Source organism: Caldinitratiruptor microaerophilus (genome assembly GCF_025999835.1).
GTDB lineage: Bacteria > Bacillota > Sulfobacillia > Symbiobacteriales > ZC4RG38 > Caldinitratiruptor > Caldinitratiruptor microaerophilus.
The window spans coordinates 1-26,730 of record NZ_AP025628.1 but is presented as its reverse complement, the minus strand read 5'-3'; the positions used below and the strand labels follow the sequence as shown (position 1 = coordinate 26,730).

Genomic DNA, 26,730 nt, shown 5'->3' with positions numbered 1-26,730 from the left:
TTTCCCGGTCCCGGCCGGTCAGGCTTTCAGCACCGCCCCCATGTGGGCGGAGGTGACGAAGCGGCTGTAGCGGGCCAGCCACCCGTGCTTGATCTTGGGCTCGGGCGGTGTCCACGCCCGGCGCCGGCGGGCCAGCTCCTCCTCGGAGACCAGGAGCTCCAGCCGGCGGTTCGGAATGTCGATGAGGATCTCGTCGCCGTCCCGCACGAGGGCGATCGGCCCGCCCTCGGCGGCCTCGGGGGAGATGTGGCCGAGGCAGATGCCCCGGGTGCCGCCGGAGAACCGGCCATCCGTGATGAGGGCCACGTCCTTGCCGAGCCCCTGACCCACGATCATGCTGGTCGGCGAGAGCATCTCGGGCATGCCGGGGCCGCCGCGCGGGCCCTCGTAGCGGATCACCACCACGTCGCCGGCCTTGATCTCCCGGCGATCCAGGGCCTTCAGGCACTCGTCCTCCGACTCGAACACGCGGGCCCGGCCCCGGAAGACCTGAACCGACGGGTCCACGCCGGCCGTCTTCAGCACGGACCCCTCCGGCGCCAGGTTCCCGCTCAGGATCGCCAGGCCGCCGTCCCGGCTGTAGGGGTTCTCCAGGGGCCGGATGACGTCGGTGTCACGGATCTCCGCCCCGGCGACCACCTCGCCGATCGTCCGGCCGCTGACGGTGAGGCACTCCCGGTGCAGCAGGCCCGCGCGGTCCAGCTCCCTGAGGATGGCGGACATGCCGCCCGCCCGGTCGACGTCCTCCATGTGCACGTCGGGGCGGGACGGGGACACCTTGCACAGGTTCGGCACCCGCCGGGAGAGCTCGTCGATGCGGGACATGGGGAAGTCGATCCCGGCCTCCCGGGCGATGGCGAGCATGTGCAGCACGGTGTTCGTGGAGCCGCCCATGGCCATGTCGAGCATGAGGGCGTTCTCCACGGCCTTCTCCGTGACGATGTCCCGGGGCTTGATGTCCTTTTCGATGAGCTCCATCAAGTGCCGGGCGGCCCGGTAGGCAAGCTCGTCCCGGCGCGGGTCCTGGGCCACGATGCTGCCGTTGCCGGGGAGCGCCAGCCCCAGGGCCTCGGCCAGCGAGTTCATCGAGTTGGCGGTGAAGAGGCCCGAGCACGAGCCGCAGCTCGGGCAGGCGTAGGACTCGATCTCGAGGAGCTCCTCCTGCGTCATCCGCCCGGCCTGGACGGCGCCAACGCCCTCGAAGACGCTGATGAGGTCGATCACGTCGCCCGTGCTCGGCCGCCGGCCGGCCTTCATCGGGCCGCCGGAGACCACGACCGCCGGGACGTTCGTGCGCACTGCCGCCATGAGCATCCCGGGGGTGATCTTGTCGCAGTTCGGGATCAGGATCATCCCGTCGAACTGGTGCGCCGTGATCATGGTCTCGACGGAATCGGCGATGAGCTCCCGGCTCGGCAGGGAGTAGCGCATGCCGATGTGGCCCATCGCGATGCCGTCGTCAACCCCGATGGTGTTGAACATGAAGGGCACGCCGCCCGCCTCGCGCACGGCCTGGCGAACGACCTCGCCGAACTCCTTGAGGTGCACGTGCCCGGGGACGATGTCGACGTAGGAGTTCACGATGGCGATGAACGGCTTGTCCCAGTCCGAGTCACGCACCCCGGCGGCCCGCAGGAGGGCCCTGTGCGGGGCCCGGTCCACGCCCCGCTTGATGACGTCCGAGCGCATGGCTACGCCCCCTGGGCCGCGGCCCGCTGCCGCTCGATCTTCTGACGCAGGTACGGGACCAGCCCTCCGGCCCGGAAGATCTCCATCATGAACGGCGGCAGGGGCGTGGCCTGGAAGGTCTGGCCGGTGGTCAGGTCGGTGATGCGCCCGGCCTCCAAGTCGATCTCGACCTCATCGCCGGCCTGGATGGCTGCCGCTGCCTCCGGGGACTCCAGGATCGGCAGGCCGATGTTGATCGCGTTGCGGAAGAAGATGCGGGCGAAGCTCTCCGCCACCACGGCCCCGATCCCGCACCCCTTGATGGCGATCGGGGCGTGCTCGCGGCTCGACCCGGAGCCGAAGTTCTTGCCGGCCACGATGATGTCGCCGGGCTTCACCTTCTTGCTGAAGTCGGGGTCGGCCGCCTCCATGCAGTGCTTGCCGAGCTCGACGGGGTCGATCGTGTTGAGGTAGTACGCGGGGATGATCACGTCGGTGTCGATGTCCGGGCCGAACTTGTGCGCCCGCCCCCGCACCCGCCCGCCGGCGGCGGTGCCCAGGGCCTCGGCGTCCGGCCGGACCTGCGCGTCCCAGTCGCTCACAGGGCCACCTCCGTCCGCTTGATCACGTCGTCGGGGTCGGCGATGACCCCCGCCACCGCCGTGGCCGCCGCCACCGCCGGGTTGGCCAGGTAGGTGTAGCTCCTGGGGTGCCCCATGCGGCCCACGTAGTTGCGGTTCGTGGTGCTGAGGCACCGCTCGCCCTCGGCGAGGACGCCCATGTGGCCGCCCAGGCAGGGCCCGCAGGTGCTGGTGGAGACCACGGCGCCGGCCTCCACGAAGACGTCGATCAGCCCCTCCCGCAGCGCCTGCTTGTACACCTCCGGCGTGGCCGGGAAGATGATGCAGCGGATCCGCGGGTGCACCTTGCGGCCCCGCATGACCTCGGCGACGATCCGCAGGTCCTCGATGCGGCCGTTGGTGCACGAGCCGATGACCACCTGGTCGACCTCGATACCGGCCGCCTCGCTGAGGGGCTTCGTGTTGGACGGGAGGTGCGGGAAGGAGACCTGCGGCTCGAGCTCGGAGGCGTCCCACTCGAACACCCGGGCGTAGTGGGCGTCGGGGTCGGACTGGTAGACCGTCCAGGGGAACTTGGCCCGGGGCTTCACGTACTCCAACGTGGTCTCGTCGGGGGCGATGATGCCGCTCTTGGCCCCGGCCTCGATGGCCATGTTCGTGATGGTCATGCGCTGTTCCATCGAGAGCGACCGGATGGCCTCGCCGGTGAACTCCATCGCCTGATAGCGGCAGCCGTCGTCACCGACCTGGGAGATGGTGTAGAGGATCAGGTCCTTGCCGCTGACCCAGGGCCGCAGCTTGCCGTGGAAGATGAACAGGTTCGACTCGGGGACCCGCAGCCACGTCTCGCCTGTCGCCATGGCGGCGGCGGCGTCCGTGGACCCGACGCCGGTGCTGAACGCCCCGAGCGCCCCGTAGGTGCAGGAGTGCGAGTCGGCGCCCAGGATCAGCATCCCCGGGACCGCCAGCCCCTGCTCGGGCAGCAGGGCGTGCTCGATGCCCGCCTGCCCCAGCTCGAAGAACCACTTGATGTTGAGCCTTCTGGCGAACTCCCGCATCCGCTTGATCTGCGCGGCGCTGGCGATGTCCCGGGCGGGGGCGAAGTGGCTCGGCACCAGCACCACCCGCTCCGGGTCCCACACGTTGTCCACGCCGATCTTCTCGAAGGCGGCGATGGCCGGGGCCGCCGTGATGTCGTTGGCCATCACGAGGTCGACCTTGGCCTCGATCAGGTCCCCCGGCCGCACCTCCTTCTTGCCGGCGTGTGCCGCCAGGATCTTCTCGGTTATGGTCATGCCCACCGGGCGTCACTCCTTCCGACTAGTCCCCCCAGGCCCGCTGCATCCACCCTTCGGCCGGCTGGCCCTCCTCCGCCGCCGGGGTCACGGCCACCGCGCCCCGACCGCTGAGGAGCTTGTTGATGGCCGCCACGTAGGCCCGGACGCTGGCCTCGAGGACGTCCGTGCTCACCCCGCGGCCGCTGGCGACGCGCCCGTTCGACTGAACCCGGACGTTCACCTCGCCGAGGGCGTCCTGGCCGCTCGTGACCGCCTTCAGCCGGTACTCCAGGAGCGTGCCCTGGAACCCCGCCGCCCGGTCGATGGCCCGGTACAGGGCGTCCACCGGGCCGTCGCCGGAGGCGGCCTCCTGGCGCGAGGGCTGGTCGCCCCGGATCACCTGGACCGTGGCCGTGGGAAGGGTGTGGGTGCCGGAGACGACCTGGAACGACACCAGCTGCACGACGTCGGCACGCTCGCGCTGCTGCTCGTCGCTCACGATCGCCTCCAGGTCGTCGTCGGTGATGTACTTCTTGCGGTCGGCGAGCTCCTTGAAGCGGGCGAAGGCCCGGTCGATCTCCTCGTCGCTGAGGACGTAGCCCAGCTTGACGAGCCGGTCGCGGAAGGCGTGGCGCCCGGAGTGCTTGCCCAGCACCAGCACGCTCTCCGGGACCCCGACGTCCTGCGGCCGCATGATCTCGTAGGTCGTGCGCTCCTTCAGGACGCCGTCCTGGTGGATGCCGCTCTCGTGGGCGAAGGCGTTGGCCCCGACGATGGCCTTGTTGGGCTGGACGGAGATGCCGGTGAGGTTCTGGATGAGCTTCGAGGTGCGGTAGATCTCGGTGGTGTTGATCCCGGTGTGGTACGGGTACCGGTCGTGCCGGGTCTTGAGGGCCATCACGACCTCTTCCAGCGCCACGTTGCCGGCCCGCTCGCCGATGCCGTTGAAGGTGCCCTCGACCTGGGTCACCCCGGCCTCGATGGCCGCCAGCGTGTTCGCCACCGCCAGGCCGAGGTCGTTGTGGTTGTGGCAGGAGAAGATGACGCCCTCGGGCGCGTCGACGTGCTCGATGAGGTAGCGGAAGAGGTCGTACATCTCCTTCGGGGTGGTGTAACCCACCGTGTCAGGGACGTTCAGGATGGTCGCCCCTGCCCGGGCCGCCACGGTGAAGACCTGCGCCAGGAAACGCCAGTCGCTGCGGGTCGCATCCTCGGCAGAGAACTCCACCTCCATGCCGAACGACTTCGCGAAGGCGACCATCTCGCGCACCCGCTGCACGACCTCTTCGGGCTTCATCCGCAGCTTCTTCTCCATGTGGATGGGCGAGGTCGCGATGAACGTATGAATGCGGGGCTTCTTCGCCGGCCGGACGGCGTCGGCCACGGCCTGGATGTCGTTCTTGTTGCACCGGGCCAGGCCGGCGATCACCGGCCCCTCCACCTCCCGGGCGATCTCCTGTACGGAAGCGAAGTCGCCGGGGGAGGAGGCCGGGAACCCGGCCTCGATCACGTCGACGCCGACACGGGCCAGCTGGCGCGCCACCTGAAGCTTCTCGGCCGCCGTCATGCTGAACCCGGGGGACTGCTCCCCGTCGCGCAGCGTGGTGTCGAAGATGTAGATGCGCTTGGACACGTTCCTCTCCCTCCCGTTTCGCTCACCACACACGTGGGGCCACGGCGGCCGAAGGAAGACCCGTGCGCCGGGTCCGGACGGGTCCGGCCCGCTACTCGTTACCGGCCGTTCCGACCGGCTTGGGGAGCCACGGCATCATGGCCCGGAGCTTCTTGCCCACGACCTCGATGGGGTGCTCGGCCTCCTGGCGGCGGCGGGCGGTGAAGACGGGCCGGCCGACCTGGTTCTCCAGGATCCACTCCCGGGCGAACTGACCGCTCTGGATCTCCCGCAGGATCTCCCGCATGCGCTCCTTGACGGACTCGTCGATGACCCGCGGGCCCCGGGTGTAGTCGCCGTACTCGGCGGTGTCCGAGACCGAGTACCGCATCGACGCCATGCCGCCCTCGTACATGAGGTCGACGATCAGCTTCATCTCGTGCAGGCACTCGAAGTAGGCCAGTTCGGGCGGATAGCCGGCCTCGACGAGCACCTCGAACCCGGCCTTGATGAGCCCGGTGATGCCGCCGCAGAGGACGGTCTGCTCGCCGAACAGGTCGGATTCGGTCTCGTCCTTGAAGGTGGTCTCGAAGACCCCCGCCCGGGTGGTGCCCAGCGCCTTCGCCCAGGCCAGGGCGATCTGCAGCGCCTTGCCGGTGGCGTCCTGCGCCACCGCGACCAGGGCCGGGGTCCCCTTGCCCTCCGTGTAGAGCCGGCGGACCAGGTGGCCGGGGGCCTTGGGGGCGACCATGAACACGTCGATGTCCCCGGGCGGCTGGATCTGACCGAAGTGGACGCTGAACCCGTGGCCGACGCCCAGCGCCTTGCCGGCCTTCATGTGCGGGGCGATCTGCTTCCAGACCTCGGCATGGCGCTCGTCGTTGACCAGGATCATGACCACGTCCGCCGCCTCGGCGGCCGCCGGGATGTCCATCACCCGGAGGCCGGCCTTCTCGGCCCGCTCCCACGAGGGGCGGCCCGGCCGCAGCCCCACGACCACGTCGACGCCCGAATCCCGCAGGTTCAGGGCGTGCGCGTGGCCCTGGCTGCCGAAGCCGATCACCGCACAGGTCTTCCCCTCCAGGTAGCGGAGGTCAGCGTCCGAGTCGTAGTACAGCCGCGTCATTCGGCACGTCCTCCTTCTCGTACTTGACGGCGGTGCCGCCGCGCTCCAGGGCGATCACCCCGGTGCGCACGACTTCCTGGATGCCGTACTCCCGGGCGAGGTTGATGAGCGCCTCGACCTTGTCCTGGGTGCCGGTCACCTCGATGGTCATGTGCCGGCGCCCCACGTCGACCACCCGGGCCCGGAAGATGTCTGCCAGCTGGAGGATCTGGGCCCTGCGGGAGGGCTCGGCGTGGACCTTCACGAGCGCGAGCTCGCGGGTCACCGAGTTCTCGGCGTCCAGGTCCGACACCTTGAGGACCTCGACGAGCTTGTTGAGCTGCTTCTCGACCTGTTCGACGATGGCGTCGTCCCCCTCGACCGCCAGCGTCATGCGGGAGATGCGGCGGTCCTCCGTGGGGCCCACGGCCAGGCTCTCGATGTTGAACCCCCGCCGCCGGATGAGGGCCGCCACCCGGGCCAGGACGCCCGGGTTGTTCTCCACCAGGACGGCCAGGACATGTCGCATTCCGCCCCACCTCCCTTCGCGGCCTTGCCGCCTGCAGGTGCAAAAAGAACCGCCCCCACCGCCAGGCTCCTGTCAGCCTCTTGCGGTAGGGGCGGGTCTCTTCCCGCGGTACCACCCTACTTCGCCGGGAGCTTCCCCTGGCGGGCTTCGGCCCACCGGACGCGTACCCGGCCTTTGCGGGCGCCTTCACCCAGGAAGACAGTGAAGCGCCCGGAGGATAACGGCCTCCACCGTTCTCCCCTACTGCGGCGCGCAGCCGGTTCAGGGAGGCAGCTCGGGGGGGAGGTTCAGCAGCCGCCGCGGCACCGGGTCGCACCCTGCGGCCCTGCGGGCCGCCCCCGGCTCTCTGAAGCTCGCTGTGCGGTGCCTACTGGCCCCGTCATCGCCGTTTCCGGCGTATTTTGTGCAGTATAGTAACAAGCACCTGGAAGGCTGTCAATAGGGTACAGGCGCCGCCCTCGAATTTGTTGGGAGTGCCAGGATCTGGTTCGCCCGGCCCGCGCCGGTCCCGGCTCTGGTGTACGGGCGGGCTAGAGGCCGGCCGCTCCGGCGTCGCCCGTACCGGAGACGCTGAAGGTCACGTCTCTGGGGAAGGAACCCAGCACCTTCAGGAAGCTCGTGTAAGCGGCCATCTCGGCCAGCGCCTCGGCCACCACCGGATCGTCCCGGTGCCCGTCCAGGTCGAGGTAGAAGACGTACTCCCAGGGCCGGTTCTTGGCGGGACGCGACTCGAGGTTGAGCAGGTTGATCCCCCGGCGGGCGAATGCCCCCAGGCACTGGTAGAGCGCCCCGGGCGAGTGGGCCGTGGACATGACGAGCGCGGTCTTCGCCGGGCCTTCCTGCCGCGGCAGCGCGTCGCGCCCCAGGACCACGAAGCGCGTGTAGTTGTCCTTCACGTCCTGGATGTCCTCGGCGATCACGGCCAGGCCGTAGATCTCGGCCGCCCACCGCGACGCGATGGCGCCCACGCCTTGCAGCTTCTCTTCCGCCACCAGGCGCGCGCTGCCGGCCGTGTCGTACTGGGCCACGGCCTCCACCCCCGCCTCGCGGAGCCAGCCCTCGCACTGGTCGAGCGCGGCCGGGTGGGAGTACACGCGCCGGATCTCCGCCAGGGACTGGCCCGGCAGCGCCAGCAGGCAGTGGCGCACCTGCAGGACCCGCTCGCCCCGGATGTAGAGGTCGTAGCGGCGCATGAGATCGTAGACCTCGTTGATCCCGCCGGCGATGGAGTTTTCCACCGGCACCAGGCCGTAATCGACCCGTCCCGCGGCCACGGAGTGGAACACGTCCGCGAAGGTCCGGCACGGGACGGACTCCGCCTCCGGACCGAAGTGCAGCCGCACCGCCTCGTCGCTGAACGCTCCCCGCTCGCCCTGGAACGCCACCCGGGTCACCGGGCCCATCACCTCGATCTGCGAGGGTTACTCGGACGATTGTAGCACCACGCCGGTGCAGACGTCACCAGGCCCTCCGACGTCACCGGACCCTGTCACGGCAGGACCGCCTGCAGCCGGACAAGGGCGTAGCCCACCGCCGCGGCACCCGGCAGGGTGACCGCCCAGACCCACAGCACCGGGCCGGCCAGCCCCCAGCGAACGATCCCCGTCCGTCCCGCCGCTCCCACCCCCAGGATCGCACCCGTCACCGCGTGGGTGGCAGACACCGGCGCCCCGGTCGCCGCGGCCAGCAGCAGGAGCGCTGCGGAGCTCGTCTCCGTCGCGAATCCGCTCGGAGGGTCGAGGTGGAGGACCCGAACCCCCAGCGAGCGCACGACCGCCCAGCCGCCCACCGCCGTACCGAGCCCGAGGGCGATGGCGACCGTGAGCCGCACGTGCGCCGGCACCTCGGAGCGAGCGAGCACCGGGGCCGCGCCGAGGCCGAGGGCCAGCACCCCCATCACCTTCTGCCCGTCGCTGGTCCCGTGCCCGGCGCACAGCGCGGCCGCGCTCAGCACCTGCAGGTGGCGCAGCCAGCGGTGGACCAGGCCGACGGGCTGCCCGCCCAGGAGAGCACGCAGGAGCGCCAGGAGCGCCCACCCGCCCAGACCGGCCCCGAGGGGCCCCAGCACGGCGGCGGCCAGCACGAGCTTGAACCCCTTGGTGGCGAGCACGCCCCAGCCGGACCGCGCCAGCCCCGCGCCGACGAGGCCGCCGAGCAGCGCGTGGGAACTGCTGACGGGAAACCCGGACGCGGTGGCCACCGCTACCCAGAGGAGCCCGGCGAAGAGCGCCGCCAGCGCCACCGGCGGCGCATCCGGACCCGGCGGCAGGATGGACAGGCCGACCACCCGGGCCACCTCGGAACCGAAGAGGGCACCGAGCGCGTTGGCCACGCCCGCCAGCAGCACGGCTTGCAGGGGGCTCCACACCCGGGTCGACACCGCCGTGGAGATCGACCTCACCGCGTCGGCCCACCCGTTTGTGAACGCAAACACGAATCCGGCCACAAGGATGAGCACGGCGGTCCCCGTCAGTTCAGGCATGCTTCATGACCACGCTCTCCAGGGCGTTGGCCACGTCCTCGGCCCGGTCGGTGACCGTCTCCAGGGTCTCGAAGATCTCCTTCAGCTTGATGATCCGGACCGGGTCCTGCTCGTGGTTGAGCAGGTTCGCCAGGGCTTCCCGGAGGAGGTCGTCGCCCTGGTTCTCGAGCACGTTGATCTGCACGGCGTTCTCCCGGATCCGGAGGAGGTCCTTGGTCTGCAGGCGCTCGACCGCCTGGACGACCTCCTCCGCCTGACCCATGATCAGGGAGGCGAACTCCCGGATGTACCGGTTGTCCTCGTCGACGCGGTAGATGAAGATCCGCGACGCGGCGGCCTCCAGCCCGTCGACCACGTCGTCGAGCACCACGGCGAGCCGCAGGATGTCCTCCCGGTCCAGAGGGGTCACGAAGAGCTTGTTCAGCAAGGTGATCAGGTCGTGAGTGTAACGGTCACCCCGCTTCTCCAGGTCCTTCAGGCGGGCAGCGTACTCATCCGCCCGTCCCGTTGCCTGCGAAAGGTCCCAGAACACCTGGGCGCTCTCCGCCAGGTTCTGCGCGGCGTCCCTCAGGAGCGAGAAGAACTGGCGATCTCGGTGACTCGCGAAGAGCACCCGGCATCACCTCTTGGAAACGTGGACAGCCCAAGCCCATTATACGGCAGTTACCCGGGCGCTCAACGGAAGCGTTTCCAGACGCCCTGCCGCTGCGCGCAGTCGCACCGGTGTTGCCGATCCACACCATGAAATACCCTGTACCAGAAAGTAGGCGATCTGACAGGCCGGCCCGCGCCTCGCTGGCGGGCACGCCGGGACCCGCTGCAACCCGGGTCCGCTCTCAATTGCAACGGGCTGAATTGCATACTGGGCAACCGTTCAGGGAAACATGACGGTTGGAGTCGCTGGACTGCCCCGAGAAGGCAGAACCGACCTCCTTGCCTGCTAGCGACTTTCTGCTTGGTTTGACTGTTTTTGGGTTTCCTGTAATCGTGTTGTCGTCGGCCAAGAGCCGGGGAGGTGCGTGTCATGAAGCAGCCGGATCTGGGAGCGGCGAACGAGAAGTTCAACCCAGAGAACGTCCTGCCGCTCCTGCAGACCATCTCGGCGATGGTGGAGAAGCGCTGCCACCGTTTCCTGAGCCAGCGCTACGGCCTGACCATGCCCCAGTACATGTTGCTTCTGGCCGCCATGTACGGGGACGCCACCACGCTGGGCGGTCTGGCGGACGAGCTCAACTGCTCGCGGGGCAACCTGACCGGGGTGGCGGACCGGCTGGAGCGGGACGGTTGGCTGGTGCGCGAGCGGAGCACGGAAGACCGTCGTGTGGTCAACATCCGGCTGACGGACAAGGGAACTCGCGTGTGGGAGATCAAGCAGGAGCTTGCCAAGGAGATGGCCGACCTGTCGCGCGTCTGGACGGCCGAGGAGCGTGGCGTGCTCTACCGGCTTCTGGAGAAGCTCTACCGGGACCTCAAGCGGCGGGACCGGGCCGCGTACCTGGAAGGGGCCCAGCAGGTCGAAGCCCCGGGGGCGTGAGCTCCCGGGGTTCCTTCCCGTCAGTGAAGGATCCGCTCTAGCCACTCGAAGCGCTCGAGACGCCGCAGGGCCGGGCCGGCGATCTCGTACAGGTCCTCCCGCCCGAGCGCACCCGTGAAGGCCAGACCCAGGGCATAGAGGGGCGGGGCCACGACGAGCGCCATGCCGATCTGGCCCCAGGGCCCCCGCGGCACCCACCCTCCGGCGAGGAGGATGCCCACCCCGGCCGCCATGACCAGCGACGCCAGGAGCGGGCGCAGCAGGACCCGGCTCCAGGGTACGGACCAGTCGAGGTGGCGCTCGAGCGTGCGCACGTTGAGCCAGGCCGTGAGCGCGTAGGAAAGGGCGGATCCGGCCACCACGGCGTAGATGCCGGAGCCGGGGATCCCGCTCACCGCGGCGTCCAGGACCACCTTGAGGACCAGGGCCGCCGTCAGGTTGCGGACCGGCGGTCCCGTCAGTCCGAGTCCCTGCAGCGCCGCGGCCGCCACCACCATCAGCGGGTTGAGCAGGGCGATCGGGGCCGACCACACCAGAAGGCGCGCCGCCTCCGGCATGCCGAAGGTGGCCGTCATGAGCGGAACTGCCAGGACGGCCATGCCGAGGGCCGAGGGCAGCCCCAGGAGGGCCATCGCCCGGAGCGCGACGAGGCACCGGCTGCGCACCCGCTCCCAGTCGCCCCGCGCCCGGGCGGCCGCCACGACTGGCAGAAGGGCGTGGCCGAACGCCAGCGCGAACACGGAGGGCATGGTGGCGAGGACATAGGCCATGCCGGAGTACTGCCCGTACAGTGCGGTCGCCTCGGCGGGGCTGAGGCCCCCCCGCTGCAGGCCCCGCTGGATGACGGCCACGTCCAGGAGGTTCAGGAGCGGCAGCACGGCCGCGCTCAGCATGAGGGGCCATGCCAGCCGCGCCATCTGCCCGACGAGCTTGTGGAGAGGTTCACCCGGGTCCCACCGGGCACGGGGGCGGCGCCGGACCCGCCGGTAGGTCAAGGCCAGGTACAGGAGGCTCAGGACGCCACCGGCCAGGTTCCCGAGGGCCGCTCCGGCGGCTCCCCACGCCAGCCCCCGGGGACGCAGCGCGATGACCCCCACGAGTGCGCCGGCGATGCGCCCTCCCTGCTCGATGAGGCCGGCCACGCCCCACGGGGTGATCCGCTGGCGTCCCTGCAGGTAAGCGCCGTAACCCTGCTGGATCGAGAAGAAGTAGATCGCCGGTGACAGCGCGACGAGCACGAGTTCGGTGCGCGGGTCGCCCACCAGGCGGGCGACGAGCCCCGCCCCCAGGGCCAGGGCGGCGGAGGCGACGGCCGAGCTCACCGCGATCCACACCATGCCGAGCTGGAAGACCTGCTCGGAGACGTGCGAACGCCCGCGACCGTCGTATTCCGCCACCAACGTGGAGACGGCGGTGGGCACCCCGCCCAGGGCCAACCGGTAGAAGGCCCAGAAGGCCGGCAGCGCCATCCGGTAGAGGCCGATGCCCTCCGCACCCAGCCAGTTCGCGAGAGGTACCTGGTAGACGAGCCCGGAAAGGCGGATCAAGAGGCCCGATGCGGCCAAGACCGCGGCCCCCCGGACCGCCGACTCCCTCTGCTTCATCGCGCCACCCACCGCCGCTGACCACAACACGCTATGCGCCCCGCCCGGCGGGGATGACAACCCCCCACACGGCCGTTGCCGCGCCGGGGTGCCGGTGCTATAATGGCCGCGACATCTGGATAGAGAGCGGAGCGAACCTTCGGGGCAGGGTGAGGCGAGCGGGCGATGTCCCGCCGCCAATTCCCGATCGGTGGTGAAGCCTGCCGGCACGGCAGGACGAGCGCCACGACCCCCGCCCGGACCCGTGCGGGGCCTGGGGCCACGGGCCCCCGGGGGGCGGGGCTGACGCCGGTCCGCAGCGGTGCGCCGGGGGAATCCCCGGACGGCGGCGCTGCGGGAATCCGGGGCCGACGGTATAGTCCGGATGGGAGAAGGTTTGCGGCCGGCCGGTGGGGCGCGGGGGCGCGCCTTGCCGGGTACGTGGGGCCAGTGGTGGATCTGGCCACCGCGTTCCGGTCGCGAGCACGGTCCCACCGATATACCCCCCAGGGTAAGCTCCCGGGGGGTTGTTCTGTTGGCCACGTCGCCTGCCTTCCGGGCCGGAACCCCGGCACGCAACCCGTTCACCCCCGAAGACCGCCGGTACATGTACGAGGCCCTCGCCCTCGCAGCCCGGGCGGGCTACCGCACCCACCCCAACCCCCAGGTGGGGTGCGTGCTCGTGCAGGGCGGCGAGGTGGTGGGGCGGGGGTACCACCGCCGGCGGGGCGAGCCGCACGCCGAGGCGCTCGCCCTGCGCGAGGCGGGCCCGCGTGCCCGGGGCGCGACGGCCTACGTCACCCTGGAGCCGTGCGCCCACCACGGGCTCACCCCGCCCTGTGCGGACGCGCTGGTGGCCGCCGGCGTGGCCCGGGTCGTGGCAGCGATGGAGGATCCCGACCCCCGGGTGCGGGGCCGGGGCTTCGCGCGCCTGCGCCAGGCAGGGGTCCGGGTCGACGTGGGGCTCCTGGCGGAGCACGCCGAGCGGCTCAACCGCCCCTGGCTGCACTACAAGCGAACCGGCCGCCCGTACGTCCTGGTGAAGGTGGCCACTTCCCTCGACGGGCGCATCGCCACCCGAACCGGCGAGTCGCGGTGGATCTCGAGCGAGGCGGCCCGGCAGGAGGTGCACCAGGTGCGGGACCAGTCGGACGCCATCCTGATCGGGCTTGGCACCCTTCTGGCCGACGACCCCCGCCTCACGGCGCGCGCGGTGCGCCCCGGGCCCCTGGCGTTCGGCTGGGGGCTTCCTCGCCGGCTCCGGAACGCGCCGGCGGACGCCGCACCGGAAGATGACCCCTGGCAGCCCCGCCAGCCGCTCCGCATCGTGGTCGACAGCCACGCCCGGACGCCGTCCTGGGCCCGGTTGTTCCCGGCCATCGTCGCCGTGACGCCTGCCGCGCCGGCGGACCGCATCCGGGAGCTCGAGGCCGCCGGCGCCGAGATGCTCGTGCTGCCGCCCGGCCCGGACGGCCGGGTCGACCTGGAGGCGCTCCTGGCCGAGCTGGGCCGCCGCGAGGTCGTCAGCGTGCTGGCAGAGGGGGGAGGCCAGCTGCTCGGCGCCCTGCTCGACCGGCACCTGGCGGACGGGGCGCGCCTCTACCTCTCCCCCCTCTTCCTGGGCGGGGGCGGCGCTGCAGCCGTGGGCGGCGAGGGGGCGGCGCACCTCGCGGAGGTGCCCCGGCTGGCCCGGCCGTACACGCGGCGGCTGGGACGGGACCTGGTCGTGGAAGGGGACATCGTGTACCCCACCGCAAGGGGGCGACAGAACTGTTCACCGGCATCGTCGAGGGCACGGGCACCGTGAGGGCCGTGGAGCGCTCAGGCCGCACGCTGCGGCTGGCGATCTCGGCCGGCAGCCTGGCGGCAGGGCTCGCGGTGGGCGAGTCGGTGGCGGTCAACGGGGTCTGCCTCACCGTGACGAAGGCGAACGGGGGCGAGTTCTGGGCGGACGTGATGCCGGAGACGTTCGACCGGACCGCCCTGGCCCGCCTGCGGCCGGGGGAGCCGGTCAACCTCGAGCGCCCCCTCTCGCCGTCGGGCCGCCTTGGCGGGCACCTCGTGCAGGGCCACGTGGACGGGGTCGGCACCGTGACGGCGGTCCGGGAGGAGGAGAACGCCCGCATCCTGAGCATCCGGGCCCCCGCCGGCGTCCTGCGCTACCTCGTGCCGAAGGGGTCGGTGGCCGTCGACGGGGTGAGCCTCACCGTGGTGGACGTGGCTTCGGACCACTTCACCGTGAGCCTCATCCCCCACACGGCAGCGGTCACGACCCTGGGCCGCCGCCGTCCGGGCGATCCGGTGAACCTCGAGGTCGACGTGATCGCCAAGTACGTGGAGCGTTTCGTCTCGCTCCACCTGGGCGCCGCGGAGGGCCGATCCACCCCACGGGGCGCCGCCGGACCTGCGGACTGACCGGGCCCACCGCACAGGGAGGCACACAGGCATGTTCGCCACCGTCGAGGAAGCCGTCGCCGAGATCCGGGCCGGGCGGATGGTCATCGTCGTCGACGACGAGGACCGGGAGAACGAGGGCGACCTTGTCATGGCCGCCGAGCACGTCACGCCGGAAGCCGTGAACTTCATGGCCACCCACGGGCGCGGCCTCATCTGCGTACCCATGACCGGAGAGCGGCTGGACGAGCTCGACCTGCCGATCATGGTGCCGAAGGGCAGCGACCACATGGGGACGGCCTTCACCGTTTCCGTCGACGCGCGGGAGGGCGTCACCACGGGGATCTCGGCCCACGAGCGCTGCCACACGATCCGGACCCTCATCGACCCGAAGACCCGCCCCGGGGACCTCGTCCGCCCCGGCCACGTCTTCCCTCTGCGCGCCAAGCCCGGGGGCGTGCTGCGGCGCCCCGGCCACACCGAGGCGGCCGTCGACCTCGCCCGGCTGGCCGGTCTCACCCCCGCCGGGGTGATCTGCGAGATCCTCAACGAAGACGGCACCATGGCCCGGCTGCCCGACCTGATTCCCTTCGCCGAGCGCCACGGCCTCAAGATCCTCCGCATCGCCGACCTGGTCCGGTACCGCCTCGAGCACGAAACCCTGATCGACCCCCTGCCGCCGGTCCGCCTGCCCACCCGGGACGCCGACTTCACCGCCCACGCCTTCGAGGAGCGGCACACGGGCCTGACCCACGTGGCCCTGGTGCTGGGTGACGTGACCACGCCCGAGCCGGTCCTGGTGCGGGTCCACTCCGAGTGCCTGACCGGCGACGTCTTCCACTCCCTGCGCTGCGACTGCGGCGACCAGCTCGAGGCCGCCCTGGCGGCCATCGCGCGGGAAGGGCGCGGGGTACTCCTCTACATGCGCCAGGAAGGCCGGGGCATCGGCCTGGCGAACAAGCTCCGGGCCTACCGCCTGCAAGACGAGGGCCTGGACACCGTGGAGGCGAACCTGCGGCTCGGCTTCGCCCCCGACGCGAGGGACTACGGGGTGGGCGCCCAGATCCTGCGGCACCTCGGGGTGCGCCGGATCCGCCTCCTGACCAACAACCCCCGCAAGCAGTACAGCCTGGCGGGCTACGGGCTGGAGATCGTCGAGCGGGTCCCCCTGGAGATGCCCTCCAACGAGGTCAACCGCCGCTACCTGCGCACGAAGCGGGAGAAGCTCGGCCACCTCATCACCCAGGACCTGGGCCACGACTGATACGGCGCTCTCAGCGAAAGGAGTCGAGCCACCGGCCATGCCCCTGCGCACGCTTGCCCGCCTGAGCGTCCTGACGGCCCTCGCCGTGGCGCTCATGCTCGCCGAGTTCCCGATCCCGTTCCTCTTCCCCGGCTACCTGAAGTACGATGCCAGCGAGGTGCCGGCCCTCCTCGCCGCGCTGGGCGGAGGGCCGTGGCCGGGCCTCGCCGTGGAGGCGCTCAAGGACCTGCTCTTCCTGGCCTCCGGCCGCTCCGACGCCGGCTGGGTGGGGATCGCGGCGAACCTCCTGGCGGGCGGCACCTTCGTGGTGGTGGCCGGCTGGGCGGCCCGCCTGGCAGGGATCGGCGCCCGGGGCGCCGGGGGCGAGGGTAGCGGGCCCACCCCGCTGCGCTACTGGGTCGCCGGCGGCGCAGTCATGGGCGCGGCCACGGCCGCGATGGCGGCGGTCATGGTGCCAGCCAACGCCCTGGTCTTCCTGCCGCTATGGGGGATCCACCAGGGCACGTGGGCGGTGGCTCTCGGTGCGATCGCCCCGTTCAACCTGTTCAAGGGTGCCCTCACGGGCGTGCTCGGGCTCGCGCTGCACCGGCGCCTGGCCGGCGACGGGGCGCTGGCGTGGGCGCCGGCCCGCCGCCCCGCTCATTCGGGCGACTAGCCCGCGCGGCGGGCTTCCCGGATGCCGAGGAAGACTCCGGAAGAGGTGGCCGAGTTGGATCGCGTGTATCAGGGTTCTCTCGTGGGCACAGGTCTGCGGATCGCCCTGGCCGTCTCCCGCTTCAACGACTTCATCACGTCCTCGCTCCTCGCCGGCGCCCGGGATGCCCTGATCCGGCACGGGGTGCGGGAAGAGGACATCGACGTCGCCTGGGTGCCCGGCGCCTTCGAGCTGCCCCTGGCGGTCCTCCGCCTGGCCGGCTCGGGCCGCTACGACGCGGTGGTCGCCCTCGGGGCGGTGATCCGGGGGGCGACGCCGCACTTCGACTACGTGGCCGGCGAGGTCACGCGCGGGGTCGGGCGCGCCGCCCTGGAGAGCGGCGTGCCGGTCACCTTCGGCGTGCTCACCACGGACACCGTCGACCAGGCGATCGAGCGCGCGGGCACCAAGGCCGGCAACAAGGGTGCCGAGGCGGCGCTGGCCGCCATCGAGATGGCGAACCTCCTCCGGATACTGCCCGGCCCCGGCGGCGGGCCGCCCCGGGCCGGGGGCGGATCGGGCAGGGAGGCCGGTTGAGCGCCGATCTCCCTCCGGGCGCGGTGCCGGCGCCCGGCCCGGACGCGCCCCCGGCGTACCGCACGGTGGCCCGCCCGGCGGAGGCCGAACTCGTGATCAAGCGCTCCCGGTTCATCGGTGCCGTGTGGCCGGTGACCACCCGGGAGGAGGCGGAGGCCCGGATCGCCGAGCGCACGGCGCTGCACGCACGGGCCACCCACAACGTTCCCGCGTATCGCGTCGGGCTGGGCTTTCTGGTCGAGAGCTGTTCGGACGGCGGAGAACCGGCGGGGACGGCCGGCCGCCCCGCGCTCGGCGTCCTCCAGAAAGAGGACCTGCGGGGGGTGGCGCTCGTGGTCACGCGCTACTTCGGCGGCACCCTCCTGGGTGCCGCCGGGCTCGTGCGCGCGTACACCGATGCAGCCGTGGCGGCCATCCGCGCCGCCGGCGTGGTGGAGATGCAGCTCTGCCAGCGCCTCGACGTCGAGGTGCCCTACGCCCTGCTCGGGAAGGTCCAGTACCTCCTGCACGCGCACGCCGTCCACACGGGCGAGCCGCAGTACGGCGCAAGCGTGGTCCTGCCGGCCTGGCTGCCGGCCGGCCGGGCCCGGACCGTGGCCGGCGAGGTGACCGAGTGGACGTCCGGGCAGGCGCGCGTCGACCCGGGCCCCTACGCCTACCTGCCCCGTGAACCGGTCGGGCGGGCCGGCGCCTAGTCGCCCGCCAGCGCCTCGAGGACGGAGCCGCGGCTCTGCGTCAGCGGGACCGCCGGGCGCCCTGACCGCACGGCCAGGATCTCACCGAGGATGCTGACGGCGATCTCCTCGGGACCGTCCGCTCCCAGGTCGAGGCCGACCGGGGCCCGGAGCCGCGCCCGCGCGTGCTCCAGGAGCGCGGGGGCCTCCTCCCCGATCTGCCGGATGAGCCGCCGGGAACGCTCCCGCGCCCCGAGGAGCCCGATGTACCGCAGTGGCAGGGGCAGGAGCCGGCGCAGGAGCTCGAGGTCCTTGAAGTAGTGGTGGGTCATGAGCACGGCGTAGCTGCCGTCCGGGATGGCGACCTTCCCGGCCAACTCCTCCGGCTCCGCCACCACCACGGCGTCGGCCGTCGGGAAGCGATCCGGCGTCGCCCAGGCCGGCCGGTGGTCGGCCACCACGACGCGGAAGCCGACCTGACGGGCGAGGCGCGCCACCGGCCGGGCGTCGTCGCCGGCGCCGCAGATGAGGAGCTGCGGCCGCGGCTCGACCCGCTGGAGGAACACCGCCTCGCCGCCCGCCTCCACCCAGAGCGGCCCCGCCTCCCCGGCGGCGAGGAGACGGACCGCCGCCCGCGCGGCCGCTGCGTCCAGGTCCGGGTCCCCCAGGGTTCCGGCCCGTTCGAGGTCCTCCTCCCCCATGGACGCGTCCCTCGCACCCTCCGGCAGCCCGAGGGCCATTCGCCGGCCGGGCCGGGAACCGAGGCCGGTCGCCACGACGGCGGTCCGGCCCGCCTCCAGGCGCGCGGCCACGAACTCCAGCACCTCGTCGGCCACCGGGGCGACCAGCACCTGCACGCGGCCCCCGCAGCCGCTCCCGGTCCCCCAGATGAGGTCTTCCTCGCCCGCCGTGTCGTACTCGAGCAGGCGAGCGGGTGCCGCCCCCAGGAAGACGTCGCTCGCCGCCACCAGCACGTCGCTCTCCATGCAACCCCCGCTGATGGCGCCCAGCACCTCCCCTCCCTCCACGACGACGGCTGACGCTCCCGGCCGGCGGTAAGTCGAGCCGAAGCCCCGGACCACCGTCGCGAGGAGCCCCCTCCTGCCACGCCGCCGTACGGAGATCAGATCCGGAAAGGCAGTGTCCACCGCCTCTCCCTCCTCCCATACCCACCGGACGCGGTGCTCGCCCGGGACGCTTTTCTTCGGTTTTGAATTGGCAGTGCGGGGACGAAACTCCTTTCTGCCCGGCACGCCGTGGCCGCGGTGGGCGGCAGGCCGCGGCATAGCCCCGGCCGGCGGTGAAAACCTAACCGGCAGGCATTTTGCCGCGTGGAAACGAAGTAACGACGAAGAGTACTGGAAACCGCAACCGGGAGGCGAGCGAGCATGAAGATGGAACTGGTCCAGCGTCAACTCCAGCAGTGGGGAGAGGTCATGGTCACCACGTCCTCGGGTCAGACGTTCGAACTCCACCTCGGTGACACCCAGTTCGACACGCAGCAGCGCATCATCCGTCTTCACACGCCGGATGCCGACTACATGATCGATGGGGACGCCATCGACGTGGTGAAGTGGCACCTGGGCCATCGTGACTGACGCCCGACCCGCCAGGGGGCGCCTCTCCAGGCGCCCCCTCGCCGCGTCCCGGGACCCACTGTGATGCCACCGCGCCCGGGCCAGGGGCCTGTCCGAGGTTCGCGCTCAGATCACCCCCATCGCGGCTCCCAGGATGAGCCCCGCCACCACCACGAGCGCCAGGAGAAGCCAGCGGGACCGGACGGCGGAACGCACCTCGTGAGCGCCGGCCTCGCGCACGAGCAGCAGGACCACCAGGACGGCCACGGCACTGAGCAGCGCCGTGGACGCGCGCAGGGCCGCGGTGGCGCGCCCCGGGGCCATGGCGGCGAGCATGGCACCCATCATCCCGCCCATGACCCCCCCGAGCCCGCCGTCCAGCGTCGGAGAGAGCCCTCCGGACAGCCCGGCGCCGATCCCGAACCCCGCTCCGACGCCGGCACCCAGGAGCGCGGCGTCCCACAGATCGCCCAGTCCCAGGACCACCGCGGCCGAACCCGCCCACAGGCCGGCCGCCGTGCCGAGGCTCATGGCCAGCACCATCGCCGTCATGTGCGACATCTGCCGCCGCAGGGCCCAGGCCAGGCCGGTCACGAGCACCGGGAGCGCCAGCGCGTATACGGTCACCCAGGGCACGAACGTCACCTCCTGGGGCGTTCATACGCTCGGCGCCCCGGGCTCAGACGGCGACGGAAGGACCCCGACGGGGAAGGGGAACGCCTGGCACGCTCGAAGACACCCGGCCGGCCTGCACCGGCAGAGGCCGGCGAGGTGATGGCCGGCTTTCATCCCCTGGCTGTGCGGTGGTTCCGGGAACGCCAGGGCACCCCGAGCCCGCCGCAGCGACTGGGTTGGCCCGCCATCGCCCGGCGGCAGCGTTGCCTGATCCCGGCGCCGGCCGGTTCGGCCAAGACCCTGACCGCCTTCTCCAAGTACCTCGACCTTCTCTGGCAGGAACCCGACCTGCCCGAGGGCGTCCGGGTCGTCCACGCCTGGCCCCTGCGGGCGCTCAGCCACCATGTCGAGCGCAACCTGCACGAGCCGCTCCGGGAGATCTCGGCGCTCGCCGCCCGCGAAGCCGTGCCGCTGCGTGAAGTCGGGGTGGCGGTCCGGACCGGCGAGACGCCGCCGGAGCCGTGCCGGCGCCTCTCGCGCAGGCCGCCGCACACCCTCATCACCGCGCCGGAGTCCCTGTACCCCTCCTGACGTCCACTCGAGCCCGGGCAGGCCTGCGGACGGTACGCGCCGTCCTCGTCGACGAACTCCACGCCCTGCTCGAGGAAAAACGGGGGGTCCACCTGTCCCTGAACCTGGAGCGGCGGGAGGAACTGGCCGGCCCCTCGCCCGCATCGGGCTCAGCGCCACCGTCCACCTCCTCGAGCGTGCGGCCCGCTTCCTGGGCGGCCAGGGCCCGGGCCCGGACTCCCCGCACCCGGAGACCCTGCAGCCGTCCGGCGTTGACCGTGCCCGTCACCGAGAGCGGCGAGCGCTCGCGGGGACCTGGAAGGAGAACGACAGCGACCCGAACGACAGTCGTTCGGGTCGCTGCGGTCTCCGGTCTGGTGCGCCCGGGAGGACTCGAACCCCCAGCCTTCTGATCCGTAGTCAGATGCTCTATCCAATTGAGCTACGGGCGCCCTCGCTGCGCTCGCGTTGGAGAAGGTTTCGTGTGGGGTGACCGATGGGACTCGAACCCACGACCTCCAGGGCCACAACCTGGCGCTCTGACCAGCTGAGCTACGGCCACCACGACGGGGGATGCCCCCTTGGTTGGAGCGGGTTACGAGACTCGAACTCGCGACCTCCACCTTGGCAAGGTGGCGCTCTACCAACTGAGCTAAACCCGCCCGACTACAGAACCCGGCAGAGCCGGTCCCCCGTGCCGAGCATCGCACATTTTAGCATACCGGACGCCCCCTGGGCAACAGGGCGATCGTGCCCTACGTGGCATTCGTGCCCTGCCGCCCCCCGGGCTGGAGCGCCCCTTCCCGCTGCCGCCGGCCTGCTGGCGCGCCCGGGAGGACTCGAACCCCCAGCCTTCTGATCCGTAGTCAGATGCTCTGTCCAATTGAGCTACGGGCGCAGGATCGGCCAGGTCCCGTGGACCTGGCCGTCAAGGCAGTTCGGGCGCCGACCTACTCTCCCGGGGGCTAGGGCCCCCAGTACCCTCGGCCCTGGCGGGCTTAACGACCGGGTTCGGAATGGAGCCGGGTGTGGCCCCGCCGGTATGGGCACCCGAAATCGTGCACAGAGGCGTTGGGTCTGCGACCCAGGTGGAACCGCACGCCGCCTTTGGCCAGGTCAAGCCCTCGACCGATTCGTACCGGTCCGCTCAACGCCTTGCGGCGCGTACACGCCCGGCCGATCGACCTGGTCATCTCCCAGGGGTCTTACTCCCTTGCGGGATGGGAGACCTCATCTCCGGGCCGGCTTCGCACTTAGATGCTTTCAGCGCTGATCCGTTCCGCACATGGCTACCCAGCGTTTGCCCCTGGCGGGACAACTGGTACACCAGCGGTGCGTCCACCCCGGTCCTCTCGTACTGGGGGCAGCTCCCGTCAAGTCTCCACCGCCCGTGGTGGATAGGGACCGAACTGTCTCACGACGTTCTGAACCCAGCTCACGTACCGCTTTAATGGGCGAACAGCCCAACCCTTCGGACCGACTTCAGCCCGAGGATGCGATGAGCCGACATCGAGGTGCCAAACCTCCCCGTCGATGTGGACTCTTGGGGGAGATCAGCCTGTTATCCCCGGGGTAGCTTTTATCCGTTGAGCGACGGCCCTTCCACTCGGTACCGCCGGATCACTAAGCCCTGGTTTCCCACCTGCTCGACCTGTCCGTCTCGCAGTCAAGCCCGCTTCTGCCTTTGCACTCCCCGGATGATTTCCAACCATCCTGAGCGGACCTTTGGGCGCCTCCGTTACCCTTTAGGAGGCGACCGCCCCAGTCAAACTGCCCGCCTGGCACGGTCCCCCACCCGGCTCACGGGCCAGGGTTAGAGCGCCGGGGGTCCGAGGGTGGTATCCCAACGGCGCCTCCACAGGGGCTGGCGCCCCTGCTTCTCCGGCTCCCACCTATCCTGTACACGCACCACCAGCGCCCAACACCAGGCTGCAGTGAAGCTCCACGGGGTCTTTCTGTCCAACCACGGGTAACCTGCGTCTACACAGGTCGCTCAATTTCACCGGGTCCCTCGCCGAGACAGCGCCCAAGTCGTTACGCCATTCGTGCGGGTCGGAACTTACCCGACAAGGAATTTCGCTACCTTAGGACCGTTATAGTTACGGCCGCCGTTTACTGGGGCTTCGGTTCAGAGCTTCGCCTTCCGGCTCACCCTTCCCCTTAACCTTCCAGCACCGGGCAGGCGTCAGCCCCTATACTTCGCCTTCCGGCTTCGCAGAGACCTGTGTTTTTGGTAAACAGTCGCTTGGGCCGTTTCCCTGCGACCCCCAGGGGCTCCGGGCCGCTCGGACCCCTCACCCCCGAGGGCCCCCCTTCTCCCGAAGTTACGGGGGCAGTTTGCCGAGTTCCTTAGCGAGGGTTCTCCCGCGCACCTGAGGATTCTCTCCCCGCCTACCTGTGTCGGTTTGCGGTACGGGCACCCCGTGCCTCGCTAGCGGCTTTTCTTGGCAGTGCGGGCCCGGCTGCTTCGGTACTCCATTCCCTCGGCGTCGCCTCTCACGTCTACCCGGGGGGACTTCCCTCCCCGGGCACGCTACCGGCTTGCACCGGCTCGACCAGCGGCCGGCCATGCCTGCCCCCCTGCGTCCCCGCCTCGCTCAATCGGCCGGTGGTGGTACCGGAATCTCCACCGGTTCCCCATCGCCTACGCCCTTCGGCCTCGGCTTAGGCCCCGACTTACCCTGAGCGGACGAGCCTTCCTCAGGAACCCTGAGGCTTTCGGTGCGGCGGATTCTCACCGCCGTTTTCGCTACTCATACCGGCATTCTCACTTCCGTCCCCTCCAGCCCGCCTTCCGGCGAACCTTCGCCGGGTACGGAACGCTCCCCTACCATCGGAGCCTCGCTCCGATCCGCAGCTTCGGTGCCGTGCTTAGCCCCGTGAATTTTCGGCGCAGCGCCACTCGACCAGTGAGCTATTACGCACTCTTCGAATGATGGCTGCTTCTAAGCCAACATCCTGGTTGTCTTCGCAGCGCCACATCCTTCCCCACTCAGCACGGACTTCGGGACCTTGGCTGGCGGTCTGGGTTGTTCCCCTCTTGACCCCGGATCTTCGCACCCGGAGTCTGACTCCCGGGGTCCGGCCGGCGGCATTCGGAGTTGGAGTGGGTTCGGTAACCTGTACGGCCCCTCCCCCAATCCGTCGCTCTACCTCCGCCGGCTACCTCCCGAGGCTCGCCCAAAAGCGATTTCGGGGAGAACCAGCTATCTCCGGGTTCGATTGGCATTTCACCCCTACCCACAGCTCATCCGATGGCTTTTCAACGCCAACCTGGTTCGGGCCTCCACGGGGTCTTACCCCCGCTTCACCCTGGCCATGGGTAGATCACCCGGTTTCGGGTCTGCGCCCACGGACTTGCGCCCTTTCAGACTCGGTTTCCCTCCGGCTCCGCACCTGAGGTGCTTCGCCTCGCCCGTGATCGCAACTCGCCGGTTCATTCTTCAAGAGGCACGCCCTCACCCCATCGGGGCTCGGACTGCTTGTAGGCACACGGTTTCAGGTTCTCTTTCACTCCGCTCCCGCGGTGCTTTTCACCTTTCCCTCACGGTACTCGTCCGCTATCGGTCGCCAGGCGTCTTTAGCCTTGGAGGGTGGTCCCCCCGGATTCACACGGGATTCCACGTGCCCCGTGCTACTTGGGATCCCGTCCGGAGCCGCCGCCCTTTCGCCTACCGGGCTCTTACCGTCTGCGGCAGGCCGTTCCAGGCCGCTTCGGCTAGAGCGGCGGTTTCTCACTCCGCCGGTGGTCTGCCGCCCACCCTGACGGTCCCGCTACCCCGTGCCTGCAACGCCGGCAGGCTTTCCCACAGGCACGGTTTGGGCTCTTCCCCGTTCGCTCGCCGCTACTGAGGGAATCTCGCTTGATTTCTCCTCCTCCGCCTACTGAGATGTTTCAGTTCGGCGGGTGCCCCCCGGCCGGCTATGCATTCACCGGCCGGTGACCGGGGTTCCCCCCGGCCGGGTTCCCCCATTCGGACATCCCCGGATCCCTGCCTGCTTGCGGCTCCCCGGGGCGTTTCGCCGCTGGCCGCGTCCTTCCTCGGCACCTGGCGCCCAGGCATCCACCGTGCGCCCTTATCCGCTTGACCGTTCGCCTCAGGCGTCTTGCGGTTCCGCCTGTGTCGCAGTCCCTTCCCTCTGTGCACTTGTCAAGGTGCAGGACCGGCCGCCCCCCGCCCGGGGGACCGCCCGGTCCCTGGGAACTGACCAGTGTGGGCTTCCGGAACCCTGCGGCGCCGGCGGCCGCTCCCGCAGCCCCGGCCTCAGCCGCCTCCCCGGCGACCGACCGACCTGGGAGAAAACTCCCTAGAAAGGAGGTGATCCAGCCGCACCTTCCGATACGGCTACCTTGTTACGACTTCACCCCAGTCATCGGCCCCACCTTCGACGGCTGCCTCCCTCTCGGGTTGGCCCACCGGCTTCGGGTGTTGCCGACTCCCATGGTGTGACGGGCGGTGTGTACAAGGCCCGGGAACGCATTCACCGCGGCGTGCTGATCCGCGATTACTAGCGATTCCGCCTTCACGCAGGCGAGTTGCAGCCTGCGATCCGAACTGGGACCGGGTTTTTGCGATTCCCTCCCCCTCGCGGGTTCGGTCCGCTCTGTCCCGGCCATTGTAGCACGTGTGTAGCCCTGGACATCGGGGGCATGATGATTTGACGTCATCCCCACCTTCCTCCGGGTCGTCCCCGGCAGTCTCCCGTGAGTGCCCACCTTCCGTGCTGGCAACACGGGACGGGGGTTGCGCTCGTTGCGGGACTTAACCCAACATCTCACGACACGAGCTGACGACAACCATGCACCACCTGTACCGCCCTCCCCTTGCGGGGCTCACGCCCTTTCGGGCGCTACCAGCGGCCTTTCAAGCCCAGGTAAGGTTCTACGCGTTGCTTCGAATTAAACCACATGCTCCACCGCTTGTGCGGGCCCCCGTCAATTCCTTTGAGTTTCAGCCTTGCGGCCGTACTCCCCAGGCGGAGCGCTTAATGCGTTGGCTACCGCACGGCAGGGGTCGATACCCACCACACGTAGCGCTCATCGTTTACGGCTGGGACTACCAGGGTATCTAATCCTGTTTGCTCCCCCAGCTTTCGCGCCTCAGCGTCAGTCAGGCCCCAGGCAGCCGCCTTCGCCACTGGTGTTCCTCCCGATCTCTACGCATTTCACCGCTACACCGGGAATTCCGCTGCCCTCTAGCCCACTCAAGCCCGGCAGTTTGAAAGGCACCTCCCCGGTTGAGCCGGGACCTTTCACCTTCCACTTACCGGGCCGCCTACACGCCCTTTACGCCCAGTCATTCCGGACAACGCTCGCCACCTACGTATTACCGCGGCTGCTGGCACGTAGTTAGCCGTGGCTTCCTCGCCCGGTACCGTCACCCGCGCGGCATTCCCTCCGCACCGGCCTCGTCCCGGGCAACAGGGGTTTACAACCCGAAGGCCTTCTTCCCCCACGCGGCGTCGCTGCGTCAGGCTTTCGCCCATTGCGCAAGATTCCCGACTGCTGCCTCCCGTAGGAGTCTGGGCCGTGTCTCAGTCCCAGTGTGGCCGTCCACCCTCTCAGGCCGGCTACCCGTCGTCGCCACGGTGGGCCGTTACCCCACCGTCCAGCTGATGGGCCGCGGACCCCTCCCGGCCCGGGGCCATCGCCCCTCTTCTCCCAGCCCCATGCGGAGCCGTGAGCTTACCCGGTATTAGCAGGCCTTTCGGCCTGTTATCCCGGTGGCCGGGGCAGGTTATCCACGTGTTACTCACCCGTCTGCCGCTGGGCCCCCGAAAGGGCCCCGCTCGACTTGCATGTCTTAGGCACGCCGCCAGCGTTCGTCCTGAGCCAGGATCAAACTCTCCGTCCAAAGCTTCCGCTTTCCCCCGGAAAGCCGATCCCGTCGTCCGGAATCCTCCCGGTTTCCGTCCGCAGGCTCCTTCCTGCCCACACTGTTCAGTTCTCAAGGACCGGGCCGCCGGCCTTCCGGCCGGCGGGCGGCGCCCGACGGCGCCGCCGCAGGATCGTCATCTTATCACGGCCCGCTAC

The 26,730-nt window shown here is 70.4% G+C and carries 21 protein-coding genes, 4 tRNA genes and 3 rRNA genes; 9 read left to right on the top strand and 19 right to left on the bottom strand.

Going from position 1 to position 26,730, the window contains the following annotated elements; translation table 11 throughout:
• Positions 1 to 18: 18 nt before the first annotated feature.
• The 9 genes from ilvD to caldi_RS00100 all read right to left on the bottom strand — a co-directional run bounded on the left by ilvD (position 19) and on the right by caldi_RS00100 (position 9,867).
• The gene (gene ilvD, locus caldi_RS00140; protein ID WP_264843056.1) at positions 19 to 1,689 is read right to left on the bottom strand and encodes a dihydroxy-acid dehydratase; all 1,671 of its coding nucleotides are present in this window, start codon (positions 1,687 to 1,689) and stop codon (positions 19 to 21) included.
• A 2-nt stretch (positions 1,690 to 1,691) separates the two neighbouring features.
• Complete coding sequence (locus tag caldi_RS00135; protein WP_264844699.1) at positions 1,692 to 2,204, bottom strand: 3-isopropylmalate dehydratase small subunit; 513 nt, start codon at positions 2,202 to 2,204, stop codon at positions 1,692 to 1,694.
• A gap of 62 nt (positions 2,205 to 2,266) precedes the next feature.
• A complete protein-coding gene (leuC, locus tag caldi_RS00130; protein ID WP_264843055.1) occupies positions 2,267 to 3,550 on the bottom strand; it encodes a 3-isopropylmalate dehydratase large subunit in 1,284 nt (427 codons plus the stop codon).
• A gap of 19 nt (positions 3,551 to 3,569) precedes the next feature.
• A complete protein-coding gene (locus caldi_RS00125; protein ID WP_264843054.1) occupies positions 3,570 to 5,159 on the bottom strand; it encodes a 2-isopropylmalate synthase in 1,590 nt (529 codons plus the stop codon).
• Positions 5,160 to 5,250: 91 nt separating this feature from the next.
• On the bottom strand, positions 5,251 to 6,264 hold the full coding sequence (gene ilvC / locus caldi_RS00120; RefSeq protein ID WP_264843053.1) for a ketol-acid reductoisomerase: 1,014 nt from the start codon (positions 6,262 to 6,264) through the stop codon (positions 5,251 to 5,253).
• Complete coding sequence (ilvN, locus tag caldi_RS00115) at positions 6,233 to 6,772, bottom strand: acetolactate synthase small subunit (RefSeq protein WP_264843052.1); 540 nt, start codon at positions 6,770 to 6,772, stop codon at positions 6,233 to 6,235. Before ilvN ends, ilvC begins: the two co-directional genes overlap by 32 nt.
• A 530-nt stretch (positions 6,773 to 7,302) precedes the next feature.
• The gene (pheA, locus tag caldi_RS00110; RefSeq protein WP_406568096.1) at positions 7,303 to 8,166 is read right to left on the bottom strand and encodes a prephenate dehydratase; all 864 of its coding nucleotides are present in this window, start codon (positions 8,164 to 8,166) and stop codon (positions 7,303 to 7,305) included.
• A 95-nt stretch (positions 8,167 to 8,261) separates the two neighbouring features.
• Positions 8,262 to 9,254, bottom strand: a complete 993-nt coding sequence (locus caldi_RS00105) for an inorganic phosphate transporter (RefSeq protein WP_264843050.1) — start codon at positions 9,252 to 9,254, stop codon at positions 8,262 to 8,264.
• Positions 9,247 to 9,867 carry a DUF47 domain-containing protein gene (locus caldi_RS00100; RefSeq protein ID WP_264843049.1) on the bottom strand — a complete coding sequence of 207 codons (621 nt, stop codon included), beginning with the start codon at positions 9,865 to 9,867 and terminating at the stop codon, positions 9,247 to 9,249. Before caldi_RS00100 ends, caldi_RS00105 begins: the two co-directional genes overlap by 8 nt.
• Before the next feature lie 411 nt (positions 9,868 to 10,278).
• Here caldi_RS00100 and caldi_RS00095 point away from each other — a divergent pair, with 411 nt between their 5' ends.
• Complete coding sequence (locus caldi_RS00095) at positions 10,279 to 10,788, top strand: MarR family winged helix-turn-helix transcriptional regulator (RefSeq protein ID WP_264843048.1); 510 nt, start codon at positions 10,279 to 10,281, stop codon at positions 10,786 to 10,788.
• A gap of 20 nt (positions 10,789 to 10,808) precedes the next feature.
• Here the strand turns inward: caldi_RS00095 and caldi_RS00090 are convergent, their stop codons facing one another.
• Positions 10,809 to 12,392, bottom strand: a complete 1,584-nt coding sequence (locus tag caldi_RS00090; protein WP_264843047.1) for a putative polysaccharide biosynthesis protein — start codon at positions 12,390 to 12,392, stop codon at positions 10,809 to 10,811.
• Between the two features lie 514 nt (positions 12,393 to 12,906).
• Here caldi_RS00090 and ribD point away from each other — a divergent pair.
• The 6 genes from ribD to caldi_RS00060 are packed head-to-tail and all read left to right on the top strand — an operon-like array spanning position 12,907 to position 17,955.
• Entirely contained in the window at positions 12,907 to 14,178 is a 1,272-nt protein-coding gene (ribD, locus tag caldi_RS00085; protein ID WP_264843046.1) for a bifunctional diaminohydroxyphosphoribosylaminopyrimidine deaminase/5-amino-6-(5-phosphoribosylamino)uracil reductase RibD, read from the top strand.
• Positions 14,175 to 14,786 carry a riboflavin synthase gene (locus caldi_RS00080; RefSeq protein WP_264843045.1) on the top strand — a complete coding sequence of 204 codons (612 nt, stop codon included), beginning with the start codon at positions 14,175 to 14,177 and terminating at the stop codon, positions 14,784 to 14,786. The genes ribD and caldi_RS00080 overlap by 4 nt, the downstream gene beginning before the upstream one ends.
• 31 nt (positions 14,787 to 14,817) lie before the next feature.
• Positions 14,818 to 16,029 (top strand): bifunctional 3,4-dihydroxy-2-butanone-4-phosphate synthase/GTP cyclohydrolase II, encoded by a 1,212-nt coding sequence (locus caldi_RS00075; RefSeq protein WP_264843044.1) that lies wholly within the window; start codon positions 14,818 to 14,820, stop codon positions 16,027 to 16,029.
• 37 nt (positions 16,030 to 16,066) lie between these two features.
• Complete coding sequence (locus caldi_RS00070) at positions 16,067 to 16,684, top strand: ECF transporter S component (protein ID WP_264843043.1); 618 nt, start codon at positions 16,067 to 16,069, stop codon at positions 16,682 to 16,684.
• 54 nt (positions 16,685 to 16,738) lie between these two features.
• Entirely contained in the window at positions 16,739 to 17,260 is a 522-nt protein-coding gene (ribH, locus tag caldi_RS00065) for a 6,7-dimethyl-8-ribityllumazine synthase (protein WP_264843042.1), read from the top strand.
• Positions 17,257 to 17,955 carry an IMPACT family protein gene (locus caldi_RS00060; protein WP_264843041.1) on the top strand — a complete coding sequence of 233 codons (699 nt, stop codon included), beginning with the start codon at positions 17,257 to 17,259 and terminating at the stop codon, positions 17,953 to 17,955. Before ribH ends, caldi_RS00060 begins: the two co-directional genes overlap by 4 nt.
• On the opposite strand, the gene caldi_RS00055 is transcribed toward caldi_RS00060, so the two are convergent.
• Positions 17,952 to 19,082 carry an XdhC family protein gene (locus tag caldi_RS00055; RefSeq protein ID WP_264843040.1) on the bottom strand — a complete coding sequence of 377 codons (1,131 nt, stop codon included), beginning with the start codon at positions 19,080 to 19,082 and terminating at the stop codon, positions 17,952 to 17,954. The genes caldi_RS00060 and caldi_RS00055 overlap by 4 nt on opposite strands.
• 240 nt (positions 19,083 to 19,322) lie before the next feature.
• Here caldi_RS00055 and caldi_RS00050 point away from each other — a divergent pair, with 240 nt between their 5' ends.
• Complete coding sequence (locus caldi_RS00050; RefSeq protein ID WP_264843039.1) at positions 19,323 to 19,532, top strand: hypothetical protein; 210 nt, start codon at positions 19,323 to 19,325, stop codon at positions 19,530 to 19,532.
• A 105-nt stretch (positions 19,533 to 19,637) separates the two neighbouring features.
• Here caldi_RS00050 and caldi_RS00045 read toward each other — a convergent pair whose 3' ends face one another.
• Positions 19,638 to 20,147: a hypothetical protein gene (locus tag caldi_RS00045; protein ID WP_264843038.1), complete on the bottom strand. Its 510-nt coding sequence runs from the start codon at positions 20,145 to 20,147 to the stop codon at positions 19,638 to 19,640.
• 135 nt (positions 20,148 to 20,282) lie between these two features.
• On the opposite strand from caldi_RS00045, the gene caldi_RS00040 reads away from it, so the two are divergent.
• Positions 20,283 to 20,717, top strand: a complete 435-nt coding sequence (locus caldi_RS00040) for a DEAD/DEAH box helicase (RefSeq protein WP_264843037.1) — start codon at positions 20,283 to 20,285, stop codon at positions 20,715 to 20,717.
• A gap of 354 nt (positions 20,718 to 21,071) precedes the next feature.
• Here caldi_RS00040 and caldi_RS00035 read toward each other — a convergent pair.
• From caldi_RS00035 to caldi_RS00005, 7 genes are all read right to left on the bottom strand, one after another.
• Positions 21,072 to 21,148, bottom strand: a tRNA-Arg gene (locus caldi_RS00035).
• A gap of 33 nt (positions 21,149 to 21,181) precedes the next feature.
• Positions 21,182 to 21,258, bottom strand: a tRNA-His gene (locus tag caldi_RS00030).
• Positions 21,259 to 21,282: 24 nt separating this feature from the next.
• Positions 21,283 to 21,358, bottom strand: a tRNA-Gly gene (locus caldi_RS00025).
• A gap of 159 nt (positions 21,359 to 21,517) precedes the next feature.
• Positions 21,518 to 21,594: transfer RNA gene (locus tag caldi_RS00020), tRNA-Arg, on the bottom strand.
• A 39-nt stretch (positions 21,595 to 21,633) separates the two neighbouring features.
• Positions 21,634 to 21,750 (bottom strand): 5S ribosomal RNA (rrf, locus tag caldi_RS00015).
• A gap of 58 nt (positions 21,751 to 21,808) precedes the next feature.
• Positions 21,809 to 24,787 (bottom strand): 23S ribosomal RNA (locus tag caldi_RS00010).
• A 221-nt stretch (positions 24,788 to 25,008) separates the two neighbouring features.
• Positions 25,009 to 26,551 (bottom strand): 16S ribosomal RNA (locus tag caldi_RS00005).
• The 16S, 23S and 5S rRNA genes sit together here with 4 tRNA genes alongside, the layout of an rRNA operon.
• Positions 26,552 to 26,730 lie beyond the last annotated feature (179 nt).

What these genes read in the sequence shown, in the direction of transcription:
- ilvD (WP_264843056.1), bottom strand. Translation starts at nt 1,689, where the DNA reads ATGCGCTCGGACGTCATCAAGCGGGGCGTGGACCGGGCCCCGCACAGG.
- ilvC (WP_264843053.1), bottom strand. Translation starts at nt 6,264, where the DNA reads ATGACGCGGCTGTACTACGACTCGGACGCTGACCTCCGCTACCTGGAG.
- ilvN (WP_264843052.1), bottom strand. Translation starts at nt 6,772, where the DNA reads ATGCGACATGTCCTGGCCGTCCTGGTGGAGAACAACCCGGGCGTCCTG.
- caldi_RS00105 (WP_264843050.1), bottom strand. Translation starts at nt 9,254, where the DNA reads ATGCCTGAACTGACGGGGACCGCCGTGCTCATCCTTGTGGCCGGATTC.
- caldi_RS00095 (WP_264843048.1), top strand. Translation starts at nt 10,279, where the DNA reads ATGAAGCAGCCGGATCTGGGAGCGGCGAACGAGAAGTTCAACCCAGAG.
- caldi_RS00090 (WP_264843047.1), bottom strand. Translation starts at nt 12,392, where the DNA reads ATGAAGCAGAGGGAGTCGGCGGTCCGGGGGGCCGCGGTCTTGGCCGCA.
- caldi_RS00075 (WP_264843044.1), top strand. Translation starts at nt 14,818, where the DNA reads ATGTTCGCCACCGTCGAGGAAGCCGTCGCCGAGATCCGGGCCGGGCGG.
- caldi_RS00070 (WP_264843043.1), top strand. Translation starts at nt 16,067, where the DNA reads ATGCCCCTGCGCACGCTTGCCCGCCTGAGCGTCCTGACGGCCCTCGCC.
- caldi_RS00050 (WP_264843039.1), top strand. Translation starts at nt 19,323, where the DNA reads ATGAAGATGGAACTGGTCCAGCGTCAACTCCAGCAGTGGGGAGAGGTC.